The sequence below is a fragment of the Polycladospora coralii genome, assembly GCF_014773435.2.
In the GTDB taxonomy this organism is placed as follows: Bacteria; Bacillota; Bacilli; order Thermoactinomycetales; family Thermoactinomycetaceae; genus Polycladospora; species Polycladospora coralii.
This window is the reverse complement of the sequence record NZ_JACXAG020000003.1, coordinates 93,268-112,819: the sequence shown is the minus strand read 5'-3', so window position 1 is coordinate 112,819 and position 19,552 is coordinate 93,268. Positions and strand designations below refer to the sequence as shown.

The 19,552-nt window shown below is 38.5% G+C and carries 18 protein-coding genes and 1 tRNA gene; 3 read left to right on the top strand and 16 right to left on the bottom strand.

The window, feature by feature from the left end; all coding sequences use genetic code 11:
• Position 1 precedes the first annotated feature (1 nt).
• From kamC to IC619_RS08620, 12 genes are all read right to left on the bottom strand, one after another.
• Positions 2 to 1,606 carry a lysine 5,6-aminomutase reactivase ATPase KamC gene (kamC, locus tag IC619_RS17205; RefSeq protein WP_191139485.1) on the bottom strand — a complete coding sequence of 535 codons (1,605 nt, stop codon included), beginning with the start codon at positions 1,604 to 1,606 and terminating at the stop codon, positions 2 to 4.
• Positions 1,597 to 2,631: a lysine 5,6-aminomutase reactivase subunit KamB gene (gene kamB / locus IC619_RS08670; protein WP_191139484.1), complete on the bottom strand. Its 1,035-nt coding sequence runs from the start codon at positions 2,629 to 2,631 to the stop codon at positions 1,597 to 1,599. The genes kamC and kamB overlap by 10 nt, the downstream gene beginning before the upstream one ends.
• Positions 2,628 to 3,914 carry a lysine 2,3-aminomutase gene (gene kamA, locus IC619_RS08665; RefSeq protein ID WP_191139677.1) on the bottom strand — a complete coding sequence of 429 codons (1,287 nt, stop codon included), beginning with the start codon at positions 3,912 to 3,914 and terminating at the stop codon, positions 2,628 to 2,630. The genes kamB and kamA overlap by 4 nt, the downstream gene beginning before the upstream one ends.
• A 20-nt stretch (positions 3,915 to 3,934) precedes the next feature.
• Positions 3,935 to 4,996 (bottom strand): L-erythro-3,5-diaminohexanoate dehydrogenase, encoded by a 1,062-nt coding sequence (gene kdd, locus IC619_RS08660; RefSeq protein ID WP_347239784.1) that lies wholly within the window; start codon positions 4,994 to 4,996, stop codon positions 3,935 to 3,937.
• 132 nt (positions 4,997 to 5,128) lie between these two features.
• Positions 5,129 to 6,487, bottom strand: a complete 1,359-nt coding sequence (locus tag IC619_RS08655; protein WP_430624109.1) for a sigma-54 interaction domain-containing protein — start codon at positions 6,485 to 6,487, stop codon at positions 5,129 to 5,131.
• A 328-nt stretch (positions 6,488 to 6,815) separates the two neighbouring features.
• Entirely contained in the window at positions 6,816 to 7,670 is an 855-nt protein-coding gene (locus IC619_RS08650; RefSeq protein WP_191139482.1) for an SDR family oxidoreductase, read from the bottom strand.
• A gap of 140 nt (positions 7,671 to 7,810) precedes the next feature.
• Positions 7,811 to 9,007 (bottom strand): ABC transporter permease, encoded by a 1,197-nt coding sequence (locus IC619_RS08645; RefSeq protein WP_191139481.1) that lies wholly within the window; start codon positions 9,005 to 9,007, stop codon positions 7,811 to 7,813.
• On the bottom strand, positions 9,004 to 9,699 hold the full coding sequence (locus IC619_RS08640) for an ABC transporter ATP-binding protein (RefSeq protein WP_191139480.1): 696 nt from the start codon (positions 9,697 to 9,699) through the stop codon (positions 9,004 to 9,006). Before IC619_RS08640 ends, IC619_RS08645 begins: the two co-directional genes overlap by 4 nt.
• Positions 9,696 to 10,796: an efflux RND transporter periplasmic adaptor subunit gene (locus tag IC619_RS08635; protein WP_191139479.1), complete on the bottom strand. Its 1,101-nt coding sequence runs from the start codon at positions 10,794 to 10,796 to the stop codon at positions 9,696 to 9,698. Before IC619_RS08635 ends, IC619_RS08640 begins: the two co-directional genes overlap by 4 nt.
• 29 nt (positions 10,797 to 10,825) lie before the next feature.
• Positions 10,826 to 11,548 carry a YknW family membrane protein gene (gene yknW, locus IC619_RS08630; RefSeq protein WP_191139478.1) on the bottom strand — a complete coding sequence of 241 codons (723 nt, stop codon included), beginning with the start codon at positions 11,546 to 11,548 and terminating at the stop codon, positions 10,826 to 10,828.
• A gap of 206 nt (positions 11,549 to 11,754) precedes the next feature.
• Positions 11,755 to 11,988: a hypothetical protein gene (locus tag IC619_RS08625; RefSeq protein WP_191139477.1), complete on the bottom strand. Its 234-nt coding sequence runs from the start codon at positions 11,986 to 11,988 to the stop codon at positions 11,755 to 11,757.
• Between the two features lie 83 nt (positions 11,989 to 12,071).
• Positions 12,072 to 12,230, bottom strand: a complete 159-nt coding sequence (locus IC619_RS08620; RefSeq protein WP_191139476.1) for a hypothetical protein — start codon at positions 12,228 to 12,230, stop codon at positions 12,072 to 12,074.
• A 391-nt stretch (positions 12,231 to 12,621) separates the two neighbouring features.
• On the opposite strand from IC619_RS08620, the gene IC619_RS08615 reads away from it, so the two are divergent.
• The 3 genes from IC619_RS08615 to IC619_RS08605 all read left to right on the top strand — a co-directional run bounded on the left by IC619_RS08615 (position 12,622) and on the right by IC619_RS08605 (position 16,782).
• Positions 12,622 to 13,383 carry a hypothetical protein gene (locus IC619_RS08615; protein WP_191139475.1) on the top strand — a complete coding sequence of 254 codons (762 nt, stop codon included), beginning with the start codon at positions 12,622 to 12,624 and terminating at the stop codon, positions 13,381 to 13,383.
• 1,015 nt (positions 13,384 to 14,398) lie between these two features.
• Complete coding sequence (locus tag IC619_RS08610) at positions 14,399 to 14,905, top strand: hypothetical protein (protein ID WP_191139474.1); 507 nt, start codon at positions 14,399 to 14,401, stop codon at positions 14,903 to 14,905.
• A gap of 119 nt (positions 14,906 to 15,024) precedes the next feature.
• A complete protein-coding gene (locus IC619_RS08605) occupies positions 15,025 to 16,782 on the top strand; it encodes a hypothetical protein (protein ID WP_191139473.1) in 1,758 nt (585 codons plus the stop codon).
• A gap of 609 nt (positions 16,783 to 17,391) precedes the next feature.
• On the opposite strand, the gene IC619_RS08600 is transcribed toward IC619_RS08605, so the two are convergent.
• The 4 genes from IC619_RS08600 to IC619_RS08585 form a co-directional block, all read right to left on the bottom strand.
• A tRNA-Ser gene (locus IC619_RS08600) sits at positions 17,392 to 17,484 on the bottom strand.
• Positions 17,485 to 17,535: 51 nt separating this feature from the next.
• Positions 17,536 to 18,027, bottom strand: coding sequence for a tRNA adenosine(34) deaminase TadA (tadA, locus tag IC619_RS08595; RefSeq protein WP_191139472.1), 492 nt, complete (start codon positions 18,025 to 18,027; stop codon positions 17,536 to 17,538).
• 166 nt (positions 18,028 to 18,193) lie between these two features.
• Positions 18,194 to 18,610, bottom strand: a complete 417-nt coding sequence (locus IC619_RS08590) for a Fur family transcriptional regulator (protein ID WP_191139471.1) — start codon at positions 18,608 to 18,610, stop codon at positions 18,194 to 18,196.
• A gap of 67 nt (positions 18,611 to 18,677) precedes the next feature.
• Positions 18,678 to 19,511: a metal ABC transporter permease gene (locus IC619_RS08585; protein ID WP_191139470.1), complete on the bottom strand. Its 834-nt coding sequence runs from the start codon at positions 19,509 to 19,511 to the stop codon at positions 18,678 to 18,680.
• Positions 19,512 to 19,552 lie beyond the last annotated feature (41 nt).

Genomic DNA, 19,552 nt, shown 5'->3' with positions numbered 1-19,552 from the left:
CCTACTCCTCCTCTCTTTGTTTACACATGAGCCGTCTAGCCATAGCTGTGATTGGAGTCGGTAACCCCAATTGTTCTGCCACCATAATAGCCTGATGCGGAATTTGGTCCCCGGCTTGTAAGGGTAAAATGCGATAATCCATATGTCGCTTTATAATATCTCCAAAAGACTCATGTGTCGCACGATCAAAGCGGCGCAAACCAACTACTTGATATTTCCGAATATTTTCTAATTTAATTACCGCTGAGTAGTGCGTAACGTGTACCGCCCACGCTGTATGTGTGGCCAAATAATGCGATATGGACACCGCAAGTGCCGAACCTTCTACCGGGTTGGTACCGCGTCCAATCTCATCTAGTAATAATAAACCCTCCTCTTTTCGTTTTAATCCGTCCGACAAACGCACCATTTCACCACCAAAACTACTAAGCCCCACATCTACTTCTTGATAGTCACCGATTAGACTGGTTATCCATTGAAACAAAGGGACTTTGCAAGTCTTAGCGGGTACAAAGAACCCCATTTGGGCAAGTAAGGCCATTAACCCGATTGTTCTTAGCGCAACCGTTTTCCCTCCCATATTGGGCCCTACAATGACTGTCATCCCTTTTACGATCGTAATATCGATAGGCGTAAATGCGTGGTTTTGCGTCATTACAGGATGAACGCCTTGCTTTATCACAAAGCAAGTAGGATCATAGACCGGCTTCACCCCTTGATAGCTGTGCGCCAGGCGAACTTTTGCCCACTGTAAATCAAAATGAGCAATCTGATTCTGCCATTTTTGCAAAGGTTTGACATATAAAGCGAATTGCTTACTTAAAGCATGACAAACTTCTGCTTCACATTCCTGAATCTGTTTTGTTAAGTCCTGACAAGCTGTCCATCGTTCGTTATCCAACTGCCTATCATCTAATTCATACAGTGCATCATAAATCGTTTCTCGAATTTTTCTACAAGTAGGTTCTTGTTCGAGTTGTTGTTCAACTTGTGATCCCTTTTTTACTACCCATTCACCTAGACGATTTCTCTTCACCAGGTAAGTTTTTTCAATATACACTACCCTTTGATGACGCAGATCGTTCAACATCTTCTCGCTTTCTTTAAGTCGGTCTCGTAATTTTTTTAAGGTAGGATCAAATCCATCTTCTAAATGAAAAGAAGCTCGCAACGGTAACGTCGGGTTTAACTCCTTCAGTAAACTTCTACAAAGTTTTCGCTCTGTCTGGGATAAATAAAAAGTTTCTGTAAATTCAGTTTGCTCCATCCAATGGATCCAATCCGCTATGTGGTAAAGAAATTGTTTTAATTGAAAAAGATCAGTTAAAGATAACCTTTGCTGTTTCGTCAATTTATTTAATATTTGCTCCAATTCTGGGATATGAATCAAGATATTCTTCAGGGAAGACAGCCGCTCTCTTCTCCTTTGTAATTCTTGTGCCATGCATTCCTGCTCATCTAATACCTGCATCCATTTCTCTTTGTCCACGACATGAAACGGTTTTAACATCTGCTTTAACTTCTCCCCTATAGGGGAGTAGGGGTTAAGATTGGTCATCAATTTGTCCCAAAGTAAACTTTCCCTCGTTCTTTCATCTATGAACACGAATCAGAATCCACCTCCTGTTCGATATCATGTACCCAATCCCAAACCGGGATCGAGCCACTCATCGCTTTCACTTTGTGTTTCATCTCACGCGCGTCAAATCCATATCCATCTGGTGAAGTTGGGTTAATCGCAATCCCCAGTATGGGAATCCGTGCTAACACCATCAGCTTTCCACCTATTTGATAAAACTGACGCAAGATTTCAAGGGTGATAAATAGATGGGTCGCATCCCGTACCACAATGGTAATCCCTGCTTTCTGCCTGATAAACAAGCGGAGTGTCTGATTGGTAAGGGCCCCTGGTAGAAAAAGTGTAGAACTATTGAGTAAAACAGATTCTTCTGATGCGGATACTTGCAACACAGACGAAAAAGGTAGGGAGACAGCTTGATTATTTTGTACAATCCAGAGTGATTGCTGATTTTCTGGAGTTTGAAAGCGCGTTGCCCATTTATCTTCATATCGTGGCAACTGAAAGAGATGGCTCCATTCTTGCCATTTTTTTAAAACCGTTTGCAGGGAACGAGCCAAACTGGCTCCGATCACAACGATCATTCCATCCGCTACTGTTGTGCATGCTGCTGCCATCCGATCATAGGCACCATCAATCAAAATGCGATGAACACCTAGAGACTTCATCATTTGAATGACTTGGCGTATACTTTCCTTTCTTTGCACGCCATCGAGCTTCACCTTCGTAGTACAGAGTGCTCGTGCAATAAACACACTGCCAAGGGACGATGAAACACGTGTATTTTTTAATATTTCCCAGTTACCCGGAAGTTGTTCATAGTGAACACCTGTTGTGGCAACAAAAGTTCCCGCTGGTACTTGAATGGCAGGTTTGGGACGAGCGCTCCATGCATCAACAGCTTCGCCATCGACGCCAATACTGAGAATACCTAGTGAAGCTACGCGTGCGTATTGCTGAATTAAACCATTTAGAACCGTTGTTTTTCCAGCATTTTTAGAAAGCCCTACCACAGCTAGCGTGTGGTAGGGAGTTTGTTTCTCTTTACTCATTGTTGTTTTTCAAGTGAAGCCGCTGTTTCAACAGCAGCACGACGATCTTCGCGTGATAACTGTTTAGGTTCTAAATTGATCCGCTCATCACTCATCAACGCAGCTACACCAACTTGGTCCCCTGCTTTTTGGCAATATTCACAAGTACTTGCTTCATGTTCTTTATAGTTTTGTGGCTCTGGATAGCTCGTGATAACCCCTTCAAAATTGCGTAAAATGGTTTTAGATGAGCTTTGTGAAATCAAGTAATTGGGATTAAGCGGTATCTTACCGCCACCTCCTGGCGCGTCCACAACAAAGGTTGGAATCGCATAGCCCGAAGTATGACCGCGCAAGTACTCAATAATCTCAATTCCTTTTGATACGGGCGCTCGAAAGTGACCAATTCCTTCGGATAAGTCACACTGATAAATGTAGTAAGGTCTAACTCGCGTCATCACTAACTCATGCATCAGCTTCTTCATTGTGTGTGGACAGTCATTTACTCCGGCCAATATAACGGATTGATTTCCAAGTGGTACACCCGCATCTGCTAGCATATGACAAGCTTTACGTGCTTCAGGTGTTAACTCTTTAGGATGATTAAAATGTGTGTTAATCCATACCGGATGATACTTTTTTAAAATATTGCACAAATTTTCTGTAATACGTTGTGGAAATACAACCGGTGCTCTTGTACCAATCCGTACAATTTCTACATGCGGAATGCTACTCAATTCTTTCATTAAATACTCTACGATGCGATCATTTACAAGTAATCCGTCTCCACCTGATAATAATACATCGCGAATTTGTGGATGATTGCGAATATAATCAATACACGCATCCATTTGTTTTTTAGGAACGCCCATGCCTACCTGACCCGAAAAACGTCTACGTGTGCAATAGCGACAATACATCGAACACTGATTGGTGATTAAAAACAAAACACGGTCTGGATAGCGATGCGTAAGACCAGGTACAGGTGAATCCGTGTCTTCAAGTAAGGGATCCTCCATATCATAGATCGTTTGATTTAACTCCGATGCGATCGGAACCGATTGCATCCGAATCGGATCAGAAGGATCATTTTGATCCATGAGCAGCGCATAATAGGGAGTGATATTGAGAGGAATCGTTTGATCAGAGATATCCACGCCACCCGTTTCCAAGTCAGTTAAATTGATTACCTTACTTAAATCTTCAATCGTGCGTATCGTGTTAGTCAGCTGCCACAACCAATCATTCCATTGCTCATCCGTCACATCTTTCCATAATTCTACTTCTGTCCAATGTCTTTGCATAGGCATGAACCCTCTCCATTCTATTTAATTTGGTCATCACCATAACGTTGTAAGAAAATATCATATAGAGGTTTAAAGGACCGCAATGTATCGAGTGCGAGGTCAGCGTGTCCAGGAGTATAACCATTACCAATCACCATCTGTACATCTTTACCCAGCCCTTCTGCCCCCAGAGAAGCTGCTGTAAACTGTACAGCAGTGCTAAAAAAGTAGACCAATCCTCGATCCCGTGTAGCTAAGATGGATGATAATTCTGAATAGGGTACATTAACACAGTTAATGGTGAGATCCACCATGCTACCATCCGTTATTTCTTTTACCCTTTGGTACACATGAACGGGATCAGTAGCATCGATTTGCACCACATGGTGAGCCAATCCTAGCTGTTCTAGTTCATAACAGACGGCTTCATTCGACTCCATCGCAATTACTTGACCGTTTTTCCCAGCTCGTTGCCAGGCATGATATAAGCTGAGTAGTCCAGCTTTCCCTCCTGCCCCCAGTAGAAGGACTCGATCGTCCGGTTTTACGATGCGGGCGGTTTGAGCAGGAGCTCCACAAACATCTAAAGCTGCCAAAGCGATAGTTTCTGGTAGATCTGGTGGTAATACAGCATATAATCCACTTGCAAATAATACAGCCGTACCTGTTACTTCAATTTGCCCAGTCTTCATATTCACCGAATGAATAGCCTCTAGCTTGAGTGGCGTCAAGGTAAGCGATACCAATGAAGCCACTTTTTCATTTTTACGTAAGGATTGATTGGGAAATTGCTTTCCTACATACTGAATCGATCCGATCAACATGCCCCCCGAACCTGTCACAGGGTTATGCATTTTACCTCTTTCATGAACAATCGATAATATTCTGTTTTTAAGCTGTTCTTCATCCTGTTTACATTCCTCTTTTAACTGTGCAAAAGAGGCTGAATCAATATTTAAACATGTGACTTGAATAAACAATTCATTCTCGTACACATCAGATTCGACATCTAACTTCCATGCCGGCTGTGGAAGAACACCTTGTGGCGTTACGACGCGATGTAGTCCATAGGGATTCCCCATCCTACTTTCGGCTCCCACTTGCAAATGGCGTTCACCTCCTTCATACTCTCACTTTAACAATTAAGCAATTTTAATGCCAATTCATGAAACACATTTAATTCGGTTTATTTTGTGTTTCATTTAGGATAGCCTGCCAAATTTTGAGCATATCTACTTTTTCTTCAGTTTATACTGTAAAGTTTGGCGTGGAATTCCTAAATATTCTGCTGCTTGCTTTACGTTTCCACGGGTAGCTTCCATCGCTTCTGTAATCATTTTCAATTCATAATCGAGTAAAGCATCTCGCAAAGAACGCTTTTCTATTTGATGTGGAGATATGTTTAGCATATAGCTTGGCAAATCCTTTAGGGCGATCGCATCTCCATCAGCGATCAACATTGCACCTTCAATCGCATTTTCTAACTCACGCACGTTGCCCGGCCAATGATAGCTAGCAAAGATATTTAACACCTCTTTCGTCATATGTGTCACATGCGATGAAGTTTTTCGTTTTACCTTCTCAATAAAGTGAATGCATAAGGGCATAAGGTCCTGTTTGCGTTTACGCAATGGGGGCAAATATATCCCTACCACATGAATGCGATAATATAAATCTTCTCGTAGTGCGCCTTCTCGAATACTGGTTAATGGATCTTGATTTGTGGCTACTAAAACACGCACATTAACCGAGCGTGTTTGGGTGCTCCCTACCCGCCGAATGCTTCCATCTTCTAAGACACGTAGTAACTTCGCTTGGAGGTCAATGGGCATGGCATGTATTTCATCTAGGAATAAGGTTCCTCCATCCGCCAATTCAAATAAACCTGGACGATCTTCTGCACCTGTAAATGCACCTTTGGCTGTACCAAAAAGAACCCCTTCTAGCAAAGTAGCGGGGATAGCAGCACAATTTTGCACGATAAAGCCTGCTTGTTTTCTCGTAGAAAATTGATGTATTGCTTGGACAACTAACTCCTTCCCCGTACCCGTTTCTCCTATCACTAAAACAGGAGCCGTAGACTTGGCGACTTGCTTAGCTCGCTCTAGTTCTCGTAGCAGTATCGGATCATTTGTAATAATGTCTTCAAAACGATAAAAAGCTTGTGTTTCTTGCGTTTTTTTATGTTTTGGACGATTGACTTGTTCTTGTAGCTTTAAAACAAGTTCTGACATCGCTTTAACATGTGTAATATCTCTAGACAATTCAATCGCACCCACGATTTTTTGATCAAGCTTAATGGGAAGTGTCTTATTTATGGTTGTAATTTTTTTGCCTGCACGGTTCTTAAAGGTTTGCTGTTGATCTTCTATCTCTTTCCCCGTTTGAATCACATTCATCAACGTACTGGTTTTTGTCGTTAGAGATGGAAAGGCATCAAGCACATGAACACCAAGTACATCACGCTGACTTAAACCATCTAATTCAGCCGCTTTCTTATTGTAAAAAATGGTTTTTCCATCTAAATTGATAATATGAATGCCGTCATCCAGTGTCTCTAAAATCGGATACAACCAATCTGCAGATTTCACGACCATACACTCCTTTTATAGTGCCGAAAAATGAGCATATAATGCCGAATAACAGGCCTTATGCTTGACTCACCATCTTAGTTGAGAATAAGCTTTAGTTGAAAAAGTAAAAATAGTCAGGAAAGATATTCTATGCCAGGTTCCTTCAGTTTTAAAGGTTTACTTTTGTCTGCTATCGTACTTATCATTCTTTTCTTTTTGTTACGTAGCATTATGAAACGTCTCAAAGGAAGATGATGGTCCACGCCTCCATTAGCATCACCATTTGAGGGGTAGACCATCGTCGGGCTTTGATGATGCGCCCATTCCAGTCGCGGGAAGACACGACTTACTTCCTTAGCATGAGTTGTTGTACTTCTTTGGTTTGAATTAAGCCAGTAGGATCTGATGCTGTCTTATACCGACAAAAGTCTTCTGCCCAAGCCGATGTACGCATTCTCAAAGGGAGAGGATGAGCAGACAATTGTTTTACAACCACTTCTGCTACTTGCTCAGATGTTTGCATGATCTCAGGTGGAAAATGTTCCCTACTTCCCAAATATGCATTTAATAATGGTTCATACTCATCTTTGTAGAAACCGCCTGATTCACTTACTTGTTTCATTACATGATTGGCAAATGCAGATGAAATGCCTGCTGGTTCAACAATCATAAATTCGATACCAAATTCAGGCGTGACATAAGTAGCCAAACTTTCGAAATACCCTTCCACTGCAAATTTTGTAGCACAATAAATTTCATTAAATGGTTGGCCCACGAGTCCACCAATAGATGAAATTGTCACCACTCTACCCTGCTTTCGTTCACGCATATGCGGTAAGACTGCTTTCGTACAACGAATGACACCAAAAACATTAATATCAAATACATTTTTATATGCTTCTTCAGTCGCTTGTTCAGTTGTGCGAATATAACCAATACCCGCATTGTTAACGAGTAGGTCGATAGTTTCCTCTCGCTTCATAATCGCAGCAATTGCATGATCAACTGATTCTTGTAATTGTACGTCTAGTTGTAAGCATTCGATATCTAATCCCTTATCTTGTAAATCTCGAACAGCTTCTCCTCTATCTAAATTGCGCATGGTAGCGTATACTTTCCATCCAGATTGCGCTAGTGCTTCACTTAAAGCAAGCCCTACACCTGATGAGGTTCCCGTTACTACAGCGACCTGTTTCTTCAAAGTAAACCCTCATTCCCGTTATATGATATCGTCATATTCACAACGATGGATAAACATCAATATAAGAAAAATAGAGACCTTAATCTTTAAGATCTCTATTTCCTTACCGCGTTATTCATCACAGAAGTGGGAGGAATGCTTTAATCGTATCTTAAACAGTCGATCGGATGTAACTTAGATGCTTTATTAGCTGGTAAAATGCCAAATACAACACCAAATAACATGGAGAAAAGCACACCACCGATAGCTACCCAAATCGACACACTAGCTGGGAAAATGCCGAGTAAACGAATCGTATAGATCACAAATGCACCCAGTAATATGCCCATTGCTCCACCAATGGAGGTTAGCGTAACAGATTCAATTAAGAATTGCATTAAGATATTTCGTCTCGTTGCACCAAGTGACTTACGAATTCCAATTTCACGGGTGCGCTCCGTTACGGATACCAGCATAATATTCATCACACCGATACCCCCAACGAGTAAGGATATACTACCGATGCTACCGATGACTAATGTCATGATGTCCGTTACTTTACTAATCATTTCTGTAAATGACTCAAAATTTTGTACCTCGTATTCTTGCTGGCCGGAATGGTTGTCATTCAATAAACTTATCGCCGACTCTCCCGCTACCTGAATTTGCTCTGCACTTTCAACTTGGACATCTATTTGACTTACATCGAGTGACCCAAAAATGTTTTGCCACGTTGGAGCTGGAATATATGCATTGGGGAAGTCAAACATCCCCTGTAAACCTGTCGGTTTTTGCAGAACGCCAATCACTTGAAGCGGTTGCGCGTGCACCCGCAAAATCTTTCCAACTGGTTCTTCGTCCTCGAACAGATCTTCCGCTACATTTTGGGAAATGATAATGCCATTACCACCACTCTGATAATCAGCGTCGGTAAACAAGGTTCCTTTGTCCACTATCGCCCCATATGTATCAAATGCACGATTACTATTCACACCAAAAACCATGGCACCTTCTACTGTTTTATCTTTATTTTGAATGGATCCGCTTTGCATACTACTATAGACGACTTCTTTTATTTCCGGAATTCGCTTTAGCCCTTCCAAGTCTGCAGGCGTAAAATACTGCACAGACTCATCGGGTATATACATTTCATTCTCATCAAATTTAGGAACGATCGTAATGCTATTTCCGCTGCCTGTAACGGATTCTGTCAGTTGTTCTTTCCCACCTTGTCCAATTCCGACAATAATAATCACCGAGGAAACGCCTATAACGATTCCTAGCATAGTCAGGATAGAACGTAGTTTATGGGCCCAGATGGAGTCGAGTGCCATGCGTATGCTTTCCCAAATATTCACGGCATCTCCCCCTCTACTGGTCGCCTTTTCTCCTCGATAATTTCTCCATCCCGTATGATAATTTGTCGCTGCGCTCGCGTTGCAACCTCTGCATCATGCGTAATCATGACAATCGTTTTACCTTCTTGATGTAACTGATCAAACAAATCAAGTACAACTGCACCAGATTGGGTATCCAATGCTCCTGTCGGTTCATCCGCAAGAAGTAGGGTCGGCTCCGTTACCATAGCACGTGCAATCGCTACGCGCTGTTGCTGTCCACCTGATAAGGCAGAGGGTAAATGATGCATCCGGTCTTCCAATCCCACTTTACGTAAGCTTTCGATTGCCCGCTCTTCCCGCTTCTTGGCAGGCAAACCTGCATAAATTAATGGAAGCTCTACATTACGTTTAGCTGTTAAACGCGGGAGTAGCTGAAATTGCTGAAAAATAAACCCAATCATGCGATTACGTAGTTGCGCAGTTTGTGGATCATCTAGCGACAGGACATCTACACCATCTATCCAGTAAGAGCCTTCCGAAGGATGATCGAGACATCCTAATATATTCATCAAGGTTGACTTACCCGATCCAGATTGCCCCATAATCGCTACATACTCACCTTGATTAACCGTAAAGTTAATATCCTGTAAGACGGTCATTTCTGACTCACCAGCTTGATAACGCTTATAAATTTGCTTTAATTGAATCATTGGACTTTCACTTCCGCCCCATTTGTTAATGTGGTAGAAGGGTTTTGGATCACTTTTTCTTCTTTATCTATTCCTGACGTAATCATTACGTTTTGATTATCTTGTTTGCCCATCTTCACTTCTTTTTGTACGGCTTTACCACTTTGAACCACATATACGATATCTTTATCCCCAGCTTTCTTTACAGCCGAACGTGGTAAAGTGAGTCCTTCCTCGGTATCTGTTACCACTTCAACGATTAATTTGGAACCAATTTTGAGTATCACTTCATCTTCAAGTCGGAGGGTTAACGGATATTTCACTTGCCCCCCTCCTCCTTGTGCTTGTTCCATCGGATTCTGGAGAGGAAGTTCGCCTACTTTCGTCACGACTGCACGCCAGCTCTTGTCTGCGATGGCGTCTGATTTAATAACAGCACTTTGATCTACTTTTACATCCATCACTTGATACTCAGACACACTCGATTCAATAACCATATTCTTGGGATCTACGATTACAATTACAGGTTCTTGTGATTGGCTTTGCTCAAGATCTTCTGCAATCTGGATCACTTTACCCGCAATCTTACTCTTGATCACCAAATCACTCTTTTTATCGCGCGCCAATGCCAACTGTTTGTCACTTTGTTCCTTTTCAATTTCGGCTAATTGAATTTGTTGTTTATAATCTTCGACAGTTGCTTTAGCAGCGGTTCGTTCCATTTCTGACTCTCCGCTATTTGCTTCTTTTTGTGCTTCTTTTTTCTTTTTATATAGATTATCTAATTGTATTTTTACGGTTTTTACTTGTAACTTCGCTTGTTCAATCTCACTATCCGTCACTGGGCTTTCATATTCAATAAGTGGATCGCCTACTTTGATATCCTGACCTTCTTCTACCAGGATATCCTTGATCTCTCCAAGCTCCATTTTGCGATAAATATTTTGTCTATTTTTAACGTTTAGTGTGCCCGAGAGTACAATTTTCTCATTCATGCGCTCCTTCTTAAGCTTTGTCACTTGTACGACTTCAGGGCCTGCATTTTTGTTTATAGCTACCGTAATCAATATCGCGATTACGATCACGATACCAATCCCTATACCGATCTTCTTTTTCATAAGAACCTCCACGACATGATTAAATACGGTTACATACCACCTGTTAGAGAGCTTACCATATCCGCTAGTTTTGTTACCGCAATAATAAACAATATTTGTAAGGTAAAACTGATTCCTACAATTGTCAACGCTTTTCCTTTAGAAAGATGAGCTAATATAATCAGACCTAGCGATGTAATAAAGAGCCCCCATAGATTAAACACATCAAACAAGCTTAGTATATTTTTCAACATACCCGGCTCACTGACGAATACTGCTAAACTAGCCAAACCCTCTCCATAAATGTCAGCTACAAATAGCAATACAGTCCCTATCAGTGTGCTTAGCACAGCAAATAGTAACAAATGGGCTTGTAATGCAAACATTTGCTTAAAAGTTGCTTTTCCACCAAATATTTTTTGCATCAACCAGTAAAAAAACGCCACAAACAACGGTACCACTGCAAATACAATAGGTGAAACAATAGCGCTGCCTATAAATTGCATATTTTTCATACTTTCATTCATTAAGTTTTGTGATTGTGAAACAGATTCCCGTTGCTCTGCTGGTAAGGTTTGTAAAATGACATCCGGGTTCTCATAGAGTGTGTAATAACTCTGGGCGATACTGAGTGCACTTAGTATTACGACATATATGATTAATGGTAACCAAAACGTAGGCTTTACTTTTAAACGTTCTAACTGTTCCTTCGGACTAGTCAAAAACCCAAGCATCGACGGCTTTTGCTCTTGTACTTGTGTATTTGTTTCCATGAAGACACCCTCTTTAGTTAAAATTTTAAATTTGAACCCAGTCGGCTTTACACTATTGTTGAAATTTATGTTCGACGTCATTTTATCAATATCGCGCTAGATCGTAAAGCTTAATTATTTATATCTAAAATAGAAAAAGTCTAATTTTTACGATTAAATGGGAATGATAGCTTAATTGATCGATGGGTATGTATGATGCTTTATTTCTATTCGAGTATCTTTGCTTTAATTTCCGCTTTAGATTTTCCATTAACCTCTTGTTTAAGCTTGTCACTATGATCATATCCATTCTGTGTAATTTCAATATTAGTTTTACTTACTTTCCCCTCTTTAATGATAGGTACGGTTTGTGTTTCTAATCGCAGGTCAAATTTGACCCATTCTGTTTTTCCCTCATCGGTAATCAAAATTTCACCGGGATAAATACTTGGAACATACACCCCTGGATGCTCTATAGATTTCTCTAGAAATAAGAAGCGGACGAATATAATACGGATGAACTGTACCTAAGTTCCATCTCGTTTTATGACGACCCCCCCACTAAAATCACGCTTTTTCTCAAGTCTCCTGTAAGAATCTCATTCACCTTAAACTCCCATGTTTCATTTAATTCGTCTGATTGTACAGATTCTTTCTTTCGTACGAGTAGACCTTCAACCACAACGGAAGCACGATCCGTCATATCATTCACTTGAGTTGCTGGAATAGGATAGCTTGTGATTGTAATTTTATTCGTAGATCATACTAATTCATACAGCACATACACAAAGATAACAATGCATATCCATCCTTCTAAATTTACAGATTTGTATCCATATAACTTTGTATGCTTCCATACGTCAATTACTTAAAAAAGAATAAAAATAATTGATTTATTGGCATTTATTTTGAATGTATAATTTTATAAAATTCAACTCATAAACAGTGTGACACTATAATTCAAATTGTAAGTAAATTCTATTGGGATTCTCTTTACATGCGAAAGGAGGAATTATCGAGCTGTATATATACTTATACACAGCTATTCGATCTATTTATAAGAAAAAATATATTTTTGCGAGGAGAGTTATTTTATGAAACAGCTCTGGATATCTATATTTACAATAACGGTGATCTTTAATTTGATTAGTACTAATAGTGTGAGTGCATTTACTGGAGATACTGTGATTATCAAAAGAATAAACAATACAAATGAGCAACTTATATCAAATACACCAGTATATGCAGAACCCAATCAAGATATTTGCTTAGAGGTGGCAAAAAGCAACTTTGCCAATCCTATTACAAGAGAAGTTTTTAATTTTTGTCGTAACAATATCTATTGGAGTAGCTTCACCTTTAAAGATGAAGGACTTACCCCTTCCTATCATCTTCACGAAAAAAAGACAGTAGAATATGATATTAATAAGACTGATCAAACGCATCTATATAGCATGTTACAAGGCCAAACACGAAAAATAACAACCACGTTAGAAAGCAGCGGAACAACCGTATATAGAGGAAACCTTTCGATCTCTGGTGAATTACAGCAAATCATTAATGCCAGTTTTGGTGCAGAGTTTTCAAAAACAGGTTCATGGAGAAAATCTACTCAAATTACCGAAACATTTTTAGGCCCTAAAGATCCATATCAAATACGTGATTATTATACTGCAACAGGTTGGGATTTAGTAAAAGTAAGCTATAGAGAAATGCAACGCTATAAATTGGGATTTGGTCATCATGGATTGAATATCATCGTTAAGGTGTTAGATGATAATGAGAAAAATATATATGTGGAGAAGCCTAAACAAATTCTGTACTATATTGATAGAAATCCTAATCTTCCCAATTAAAATGTAACAATTTGTAGTGAGCCACAATCCACGCTATAGCCTAAAGGTTTAGCGTGGATTGTTTTTTGGTTTACCCTTAAACGGCTCTATATGGTCGTAGAAACGCTATTTCTTATACATAACCATCACTTTTGTATTCTTCTTTTCAACGACAGGTTGTAAAAACAAAAATCCTTTCTTTTTAATAAGTATTAGAAGTGTTTTATAAGAAAAAATAGAAAAAACATAATTTTATTATAAATATTTTTACACAATGACTCTACTTAATAAAAGATCCAATTATTACTCTTCTACTATCTACTACTGTGCTTTAGTCAATCCAAAACTTTTCTCGCCATCGATTGCTTTGATTCTGCCATTGTAGCTAACTTCTGTTCACCCGGCCACTTCTCATTCTCTCTGTAAGATTCCCTTGCTACTCTAGCCAGTTTCTTTTCCTCGTCGTCCAATTTTTTTGGCTGTAATATTGACTACTTTCTCACTAAGTTTCGGCTGTTTTTCTAGTTCTTTTTCAAACTAAAATACCGGTGATCTCTTTGTTTTTCCATTTTTTTATACATAGATGTTTCCATCTCATGTTTTTCGTCGATCTGCGATCGGTCTTCCTTTTCCGCCTTTTCGTTTAGGTAAATAGGGTTCTATTTTCTGCCATTGCTTATCTGTAAGTTCATGTCTATCCATAATTTATAGCATACTCTATTTCTGATATTTCTCACCAAAATGTATATTTATGATTTTTGAAATGAGGCTCTAGCGACTCATCAAATGTTTAGCTCATACAACTAGTCATTTTTTGATTTTGAAACGATTTTAGGCTTACTCATTAAAGATTCCATAATGTACTATCCAATAAAAAGGATAGAAAAAATATAATATATATTCTTTTTTTGTTTTATGATTCTATATAACCTAAGTACGAAAGCAAATAAAATAAAGATAAGGAGGGGTATTTTCATCGAAGATGCGTACAATCAAATATTTTTTATTAAAAAATTATTTTAAAAGGAGAATTTATATGAATATAACCTTTAGTTATCAACGAGTATTAAAAAATTTGTTCATATCGACATTCGCATTAGCTATTGTAATGGTAGCATTCTCCTCAACTGCTTTTGCCGATACACGTAGCCTCCATGGTTACTATGATAGGACTACAGACGAAGGAAACTCTATCAGTACTTGGTTTAATTCAACTGTTAATATGAATTATTGGCAGAATGCTTCTGTTAATGGTTCAAGCTCCGCTTTTGCCTACGGGCCTTATCCTGATGAAATTGAATTATCAACCAAGTTTCAGTTTATAGGATTTACTCTGCAGATTGCGGCACCTAGTGTAGTCACATTGAACCAGGCAGAAGAATCAGCTACCTATAAAACGAAGGTTACCAATCGGAGGGAGAACGTCCAAGATTACAATAATATTACGGTAACCGGTAACGTAACAGGATATAAACAAGCCGTATATGCTTCCTTTAAATATGGCGGTAATTTTTACAATTTGAGTGCAGAAGATTCCTACTAGAATTAAATGAGCGCTGTGTGGCTGGGGTTGCAACTACTGAGTATGCTCCCAGCCATATGGTTTTCTGTAATAAATGACGGATATACAGTAATAGCTATTTAATCCGGAGGGAGAATAACATGTACAAAAAAATTATTATCGTTTATTTCTGTTTTTTTTTGTTGTTTAGTTTATTTACCGGATGTAATAGTAAAGATCATTCAAATAAAAACCAAATCTATCAAACGCTATTGGAGAAAGGGTATTTCGAAGAAAAAAGTAAAGCATTTTTTTACGATAACTTTGGTAATATACTGACGAATACTATTGATCCATATAAAGTATATTGGAACATAAAATTGAGTCAAAGTTTAGGAATAGATATAAATACTGGTTCTATGAACATGATTAAAGATAAGCTACAAAATCAAGAAAGAATATCTCAAGAGACAAATTTATACGATATTTATGTAGGTGCTTCTTTAGATAAACTTATAATGAAGGAGCCCAATAAAAAAAATAGAGATGCATATACTCAGGTTTTATTTGACAATCATTATGATCAAGAAGATGGTCTATTTTATTGGAAGTCAAAAAATGAATCAGTCGAAGACAAAATTACAGCTACAACACTGGCTGTAACGATAATTAAACAATTAGATACAACAGATATAGAGTTAGATAAAACGAGAACAACACTTGAAAAACTGTTTTTAGACGATGCCTATTTTACTAACAAGACCAGTGAAATGCAAAAGAACCTACTTAATAGAGGTGGAGCAATACTAAAGAGCTTGCAAGACTTGAATGTCTCACATGATCGCTTTCCACATTCAAAAGTAGAGCAACGCAAGAAGTGGGTGGATCATTGGTTAAATGAGATAAATCAAAAAAAAGAATTTGCAGATATTTTTGCTAAAAATGAAATGATTATTAATCTTTATCATGCTACTACGTATATGGAAATAAGATCAAAATTTAGTGAAAATTTATATAACGATTCAATTATATCTATTGTATCTACTCATAAGGATCCCCAGCTTCTATACAAGACTATATATGTAAATGCTCTAATCAAAACAAAAGAACTAACCGATGAAGAATTAAAAATTATAAATAAAATGAGAAAGAATTGGGTGTATAAAGGGAATATTCAATTTACATTAAAGGATAATTATTATGGTCTTATGACCGCTCAGAGCATAAATTTTCCGTTCAACAGGAAAAAATTATTAAACACCATTGACACATATACAAAAAACAGAGAGTTAACTGTAAGAGAAACTTTTTTCTGGGTACTTACTTTAGATGAACTAAATGAATTAGAAAAGAATAAAAGAAAGATATTAGATTCCTATAGGAAGATATCCTCCAAAGGCGAAGAAAGATTGGAAGATCAGTATTATTTAACATATATTTACCATATACTCAAAAAAAAGTTTAAAGATGTGGATATTAAAAAAATAAAAATTAATAAGGAAAAAATCAACGATTTCATACTGAACAGCAAGAATTCAAAAGAACTGTTTTACGCTTTTATGATTTATCATTACCATTATCCCAACATAAAGATAGAGAATATAGAAAGTCATGTTCATCAATATCGAGATGATAAAACAGGAGGGTATTACTTTAATAATGAGAACAGGATTACAAATATCATATCCATATACGACATGATACTTTTAAAAAAGCATAACGGTTTACATCTAAACCAACGTGAATTAAATCATCTAGAGAGCCTATTGAAGCAACACCAAGAAAAACATGGAGCCACTTTTATGACCATCCCCAGCTATAACACCAAAAATTTACAATTATATTATCAAAGCCAACTAACCCTAGAAACCATTTACTATGGTATTTTTATTAATCAATATATACTAGAAAATTTGTAGCCTTGCTTCGTTATGTATATGGCAAACCAATTTGAAATTCATCACATGAGTAGCTTAGTGAGAAACAAAATCGATGTTATGACCATCCAAAAAAACGACTCCTTAACATGTGAGGAGCCGTTTTACTTATTTATGTTTATACAGGTGTTTTTGTAAGTTTTATAGGCTAGTTCTATAGGAAAAACATTTTACTCACATCACATGGATAAATTCACTAACAAAAATTTCCAAATGAGTTGAAATATCTTTTAAAACATAGCATCTAAGCGAAGCATGGTAGATCTGAACACAGCTTCCTACGGTAATGACAACATGTGCGCATTTTAAACATAGACAAAACCAAGCCTGATCATTAACCAGAATATTTAATTTGAATAACGACGATTTTTTAATTCTAAAGGATTACAGAAAGGCTATTATACCTGAAAACCTAAGTTATACGCCTATAGTTAGAATGATGCAAATTATACAAAAAGAAGTCGCCAATCATCTCGACGACTTCTTTTTCTTTAAATAACTCATTTTGATTCAATAATAGTTAGAAATATGTTAGCCGTTAGTGGATCTAGAAGATCCTCTAACGGCTAACAAAAATCCTATATTTACAATTGGCGGAGAGGGTGGGATTTGAACCCACGGTGCGGGGGATACCCACACAACGGTTTTCGAGACCGTCACCTTAAGCCACTCAGACACCTCTCCCTATCACATTGATGAAATCCCTATCTATTATAGTCTACAATGATACAAAAATCAAGATTGCTCCCGCAAAGCTTGTTTTCTCCGTTTTCGGGTGATACGTATTTGTCGAAAAAATTGCGTTAAGATTTGGCTACAAGCCTCTTCACGTATACCGGAAATTACCTCGGTCTGATGATTAAATCGTGGGTCATTTAATAAATTCATTAGTGTTCCTGCACAGCCCGCTTTTGGATCCTTCGCACCATAGATAACCCGCTTTACCCTTGATTGTACGATAGCGCCAGCGCACATGGGACACGGCTCTAGTGTAACATATAAATCACAGTCGTTTAGTCGCCACCCACCGACTGCTTCCGATGCTTCTTTGATCGCAATCAGTTCTGCATGTGCCAGGGGATCTTGATCCGTTTCTCTTAGATTATATCCCCTCCCGATTACCTTTCCATCTAATACAACAACAGCACCAATGGGGACTTCGCCCCTTATTTCAGCTTGTCTCGCTTCAGCTATCGCCATATCCATATATACTTCCAACTGCATCATTTACACACCTCTATACTTCAAGACAGTAGTCTCTCTTGTCAATATTTCACAGTTTTTGGGATTTGCGAATGATGAGCTATTTTACCAGTTAAACAAGCAACACTATTCGTTTGGAAAGCGCCAAGCATTATGAATGAAAAATCGCTTGCTGAATTCAGCTTATGGCTTATACTTCAAGACAGGTGGTACAACGTCCATATACCTCAAATTTATGACCCGTTATGTGAAAATCAGATGGTTGTTCTATCACGGTATCCATCGGACAAGCATGTATAGTTTTCGTAATTCCACATCTTGTACATATGAGGTGATGGTGGTGCGTTTGACCATCACAATGTAGACGGTATTTACGCTCACCATCCCATTCTGTCCCTTCGATAATCTCCAACGTTTCAAATAACGAGAGATTGCGATAGATTGTATCAAAGCTCAAATCAGGATAAGCTTCTTGCATCGCTTCTAAAATTTCTTTAGCAGATAAATATCGCCCTTCTACGAGAAAAATATCGAGTAACCTTTTTCTTTTTCCCGTATACTTATATCCCTTATCCTTAAGAATGTCTAATGCTCGCTCTAAGTTCATCGCATTTCCCTCCAAACTCGAAAGATCGACTACACTTATTCCATTCTAAAATAACCAACCGATCTGATCAAGAAACAAACTTCATTCGTAGGCGCTTGATCAAAAAACCACTAAGAAGTAAAACGATTGCGACCAAAACAATAGTCCCACCAGAAGCCCAGTCTAAATAATAAGCTCCGAGCAATCCCATCAGCACGGAAAATTCCGCAAACACTATCGACCAAAACATCGTTTGTTTAAAACTATTACAAAATTGTAAGCTGGTAGCGACTGGTAAAGTCATTAAAGCAGAAACGAGCAGGATTCCGACTACACGCATCGATACCGCAATGACAATTGCAACGATAAGAGAGAATCCCAATTGAATCATCCGTTGCCGTACACCTGAGAGAATGGCATGCTCTTCATCAAAGGAAACAGCAAACATCTCTTTATAAAAGAGTGTAAAGAAGATCAGAACCAAACCACCTACTATAAAAATGGTGTTTAATTCGACCCGGCCTACAGCTAATATATTTCCAAATAAATAACCTGCAATATCTACATTAAAGCCGTCGGTAGCACTAATTAAGACTACACCCAAGGCAATACCACCTGATAATAGAATGGGAATCGCTAACTCTTGGTATGATGGATACCGTTTTCGTATCTGCTCGGTAAATAAGGAGCCCCCGACGGCAAACAACATTCCAGTATACAGGGGCTGCACCGCTAGTCCAAACTGCTTTTGTATAAATAGGCCGGCAGCTATTCCCGACAGTGTAACATGTGAGAGTGCATCTGCGATTAGTGACAATCGCTTCACGACGAGATAAATGCCAACTAATGGAGAGATCAAACCAATCATTAAACCGGCAAATAATGCATTTTGCATAAATTCATATTGAAAAAGATCCAACATGCTTATGATCCTTCTTTCTGCGAACACGAAGTCATCCTATC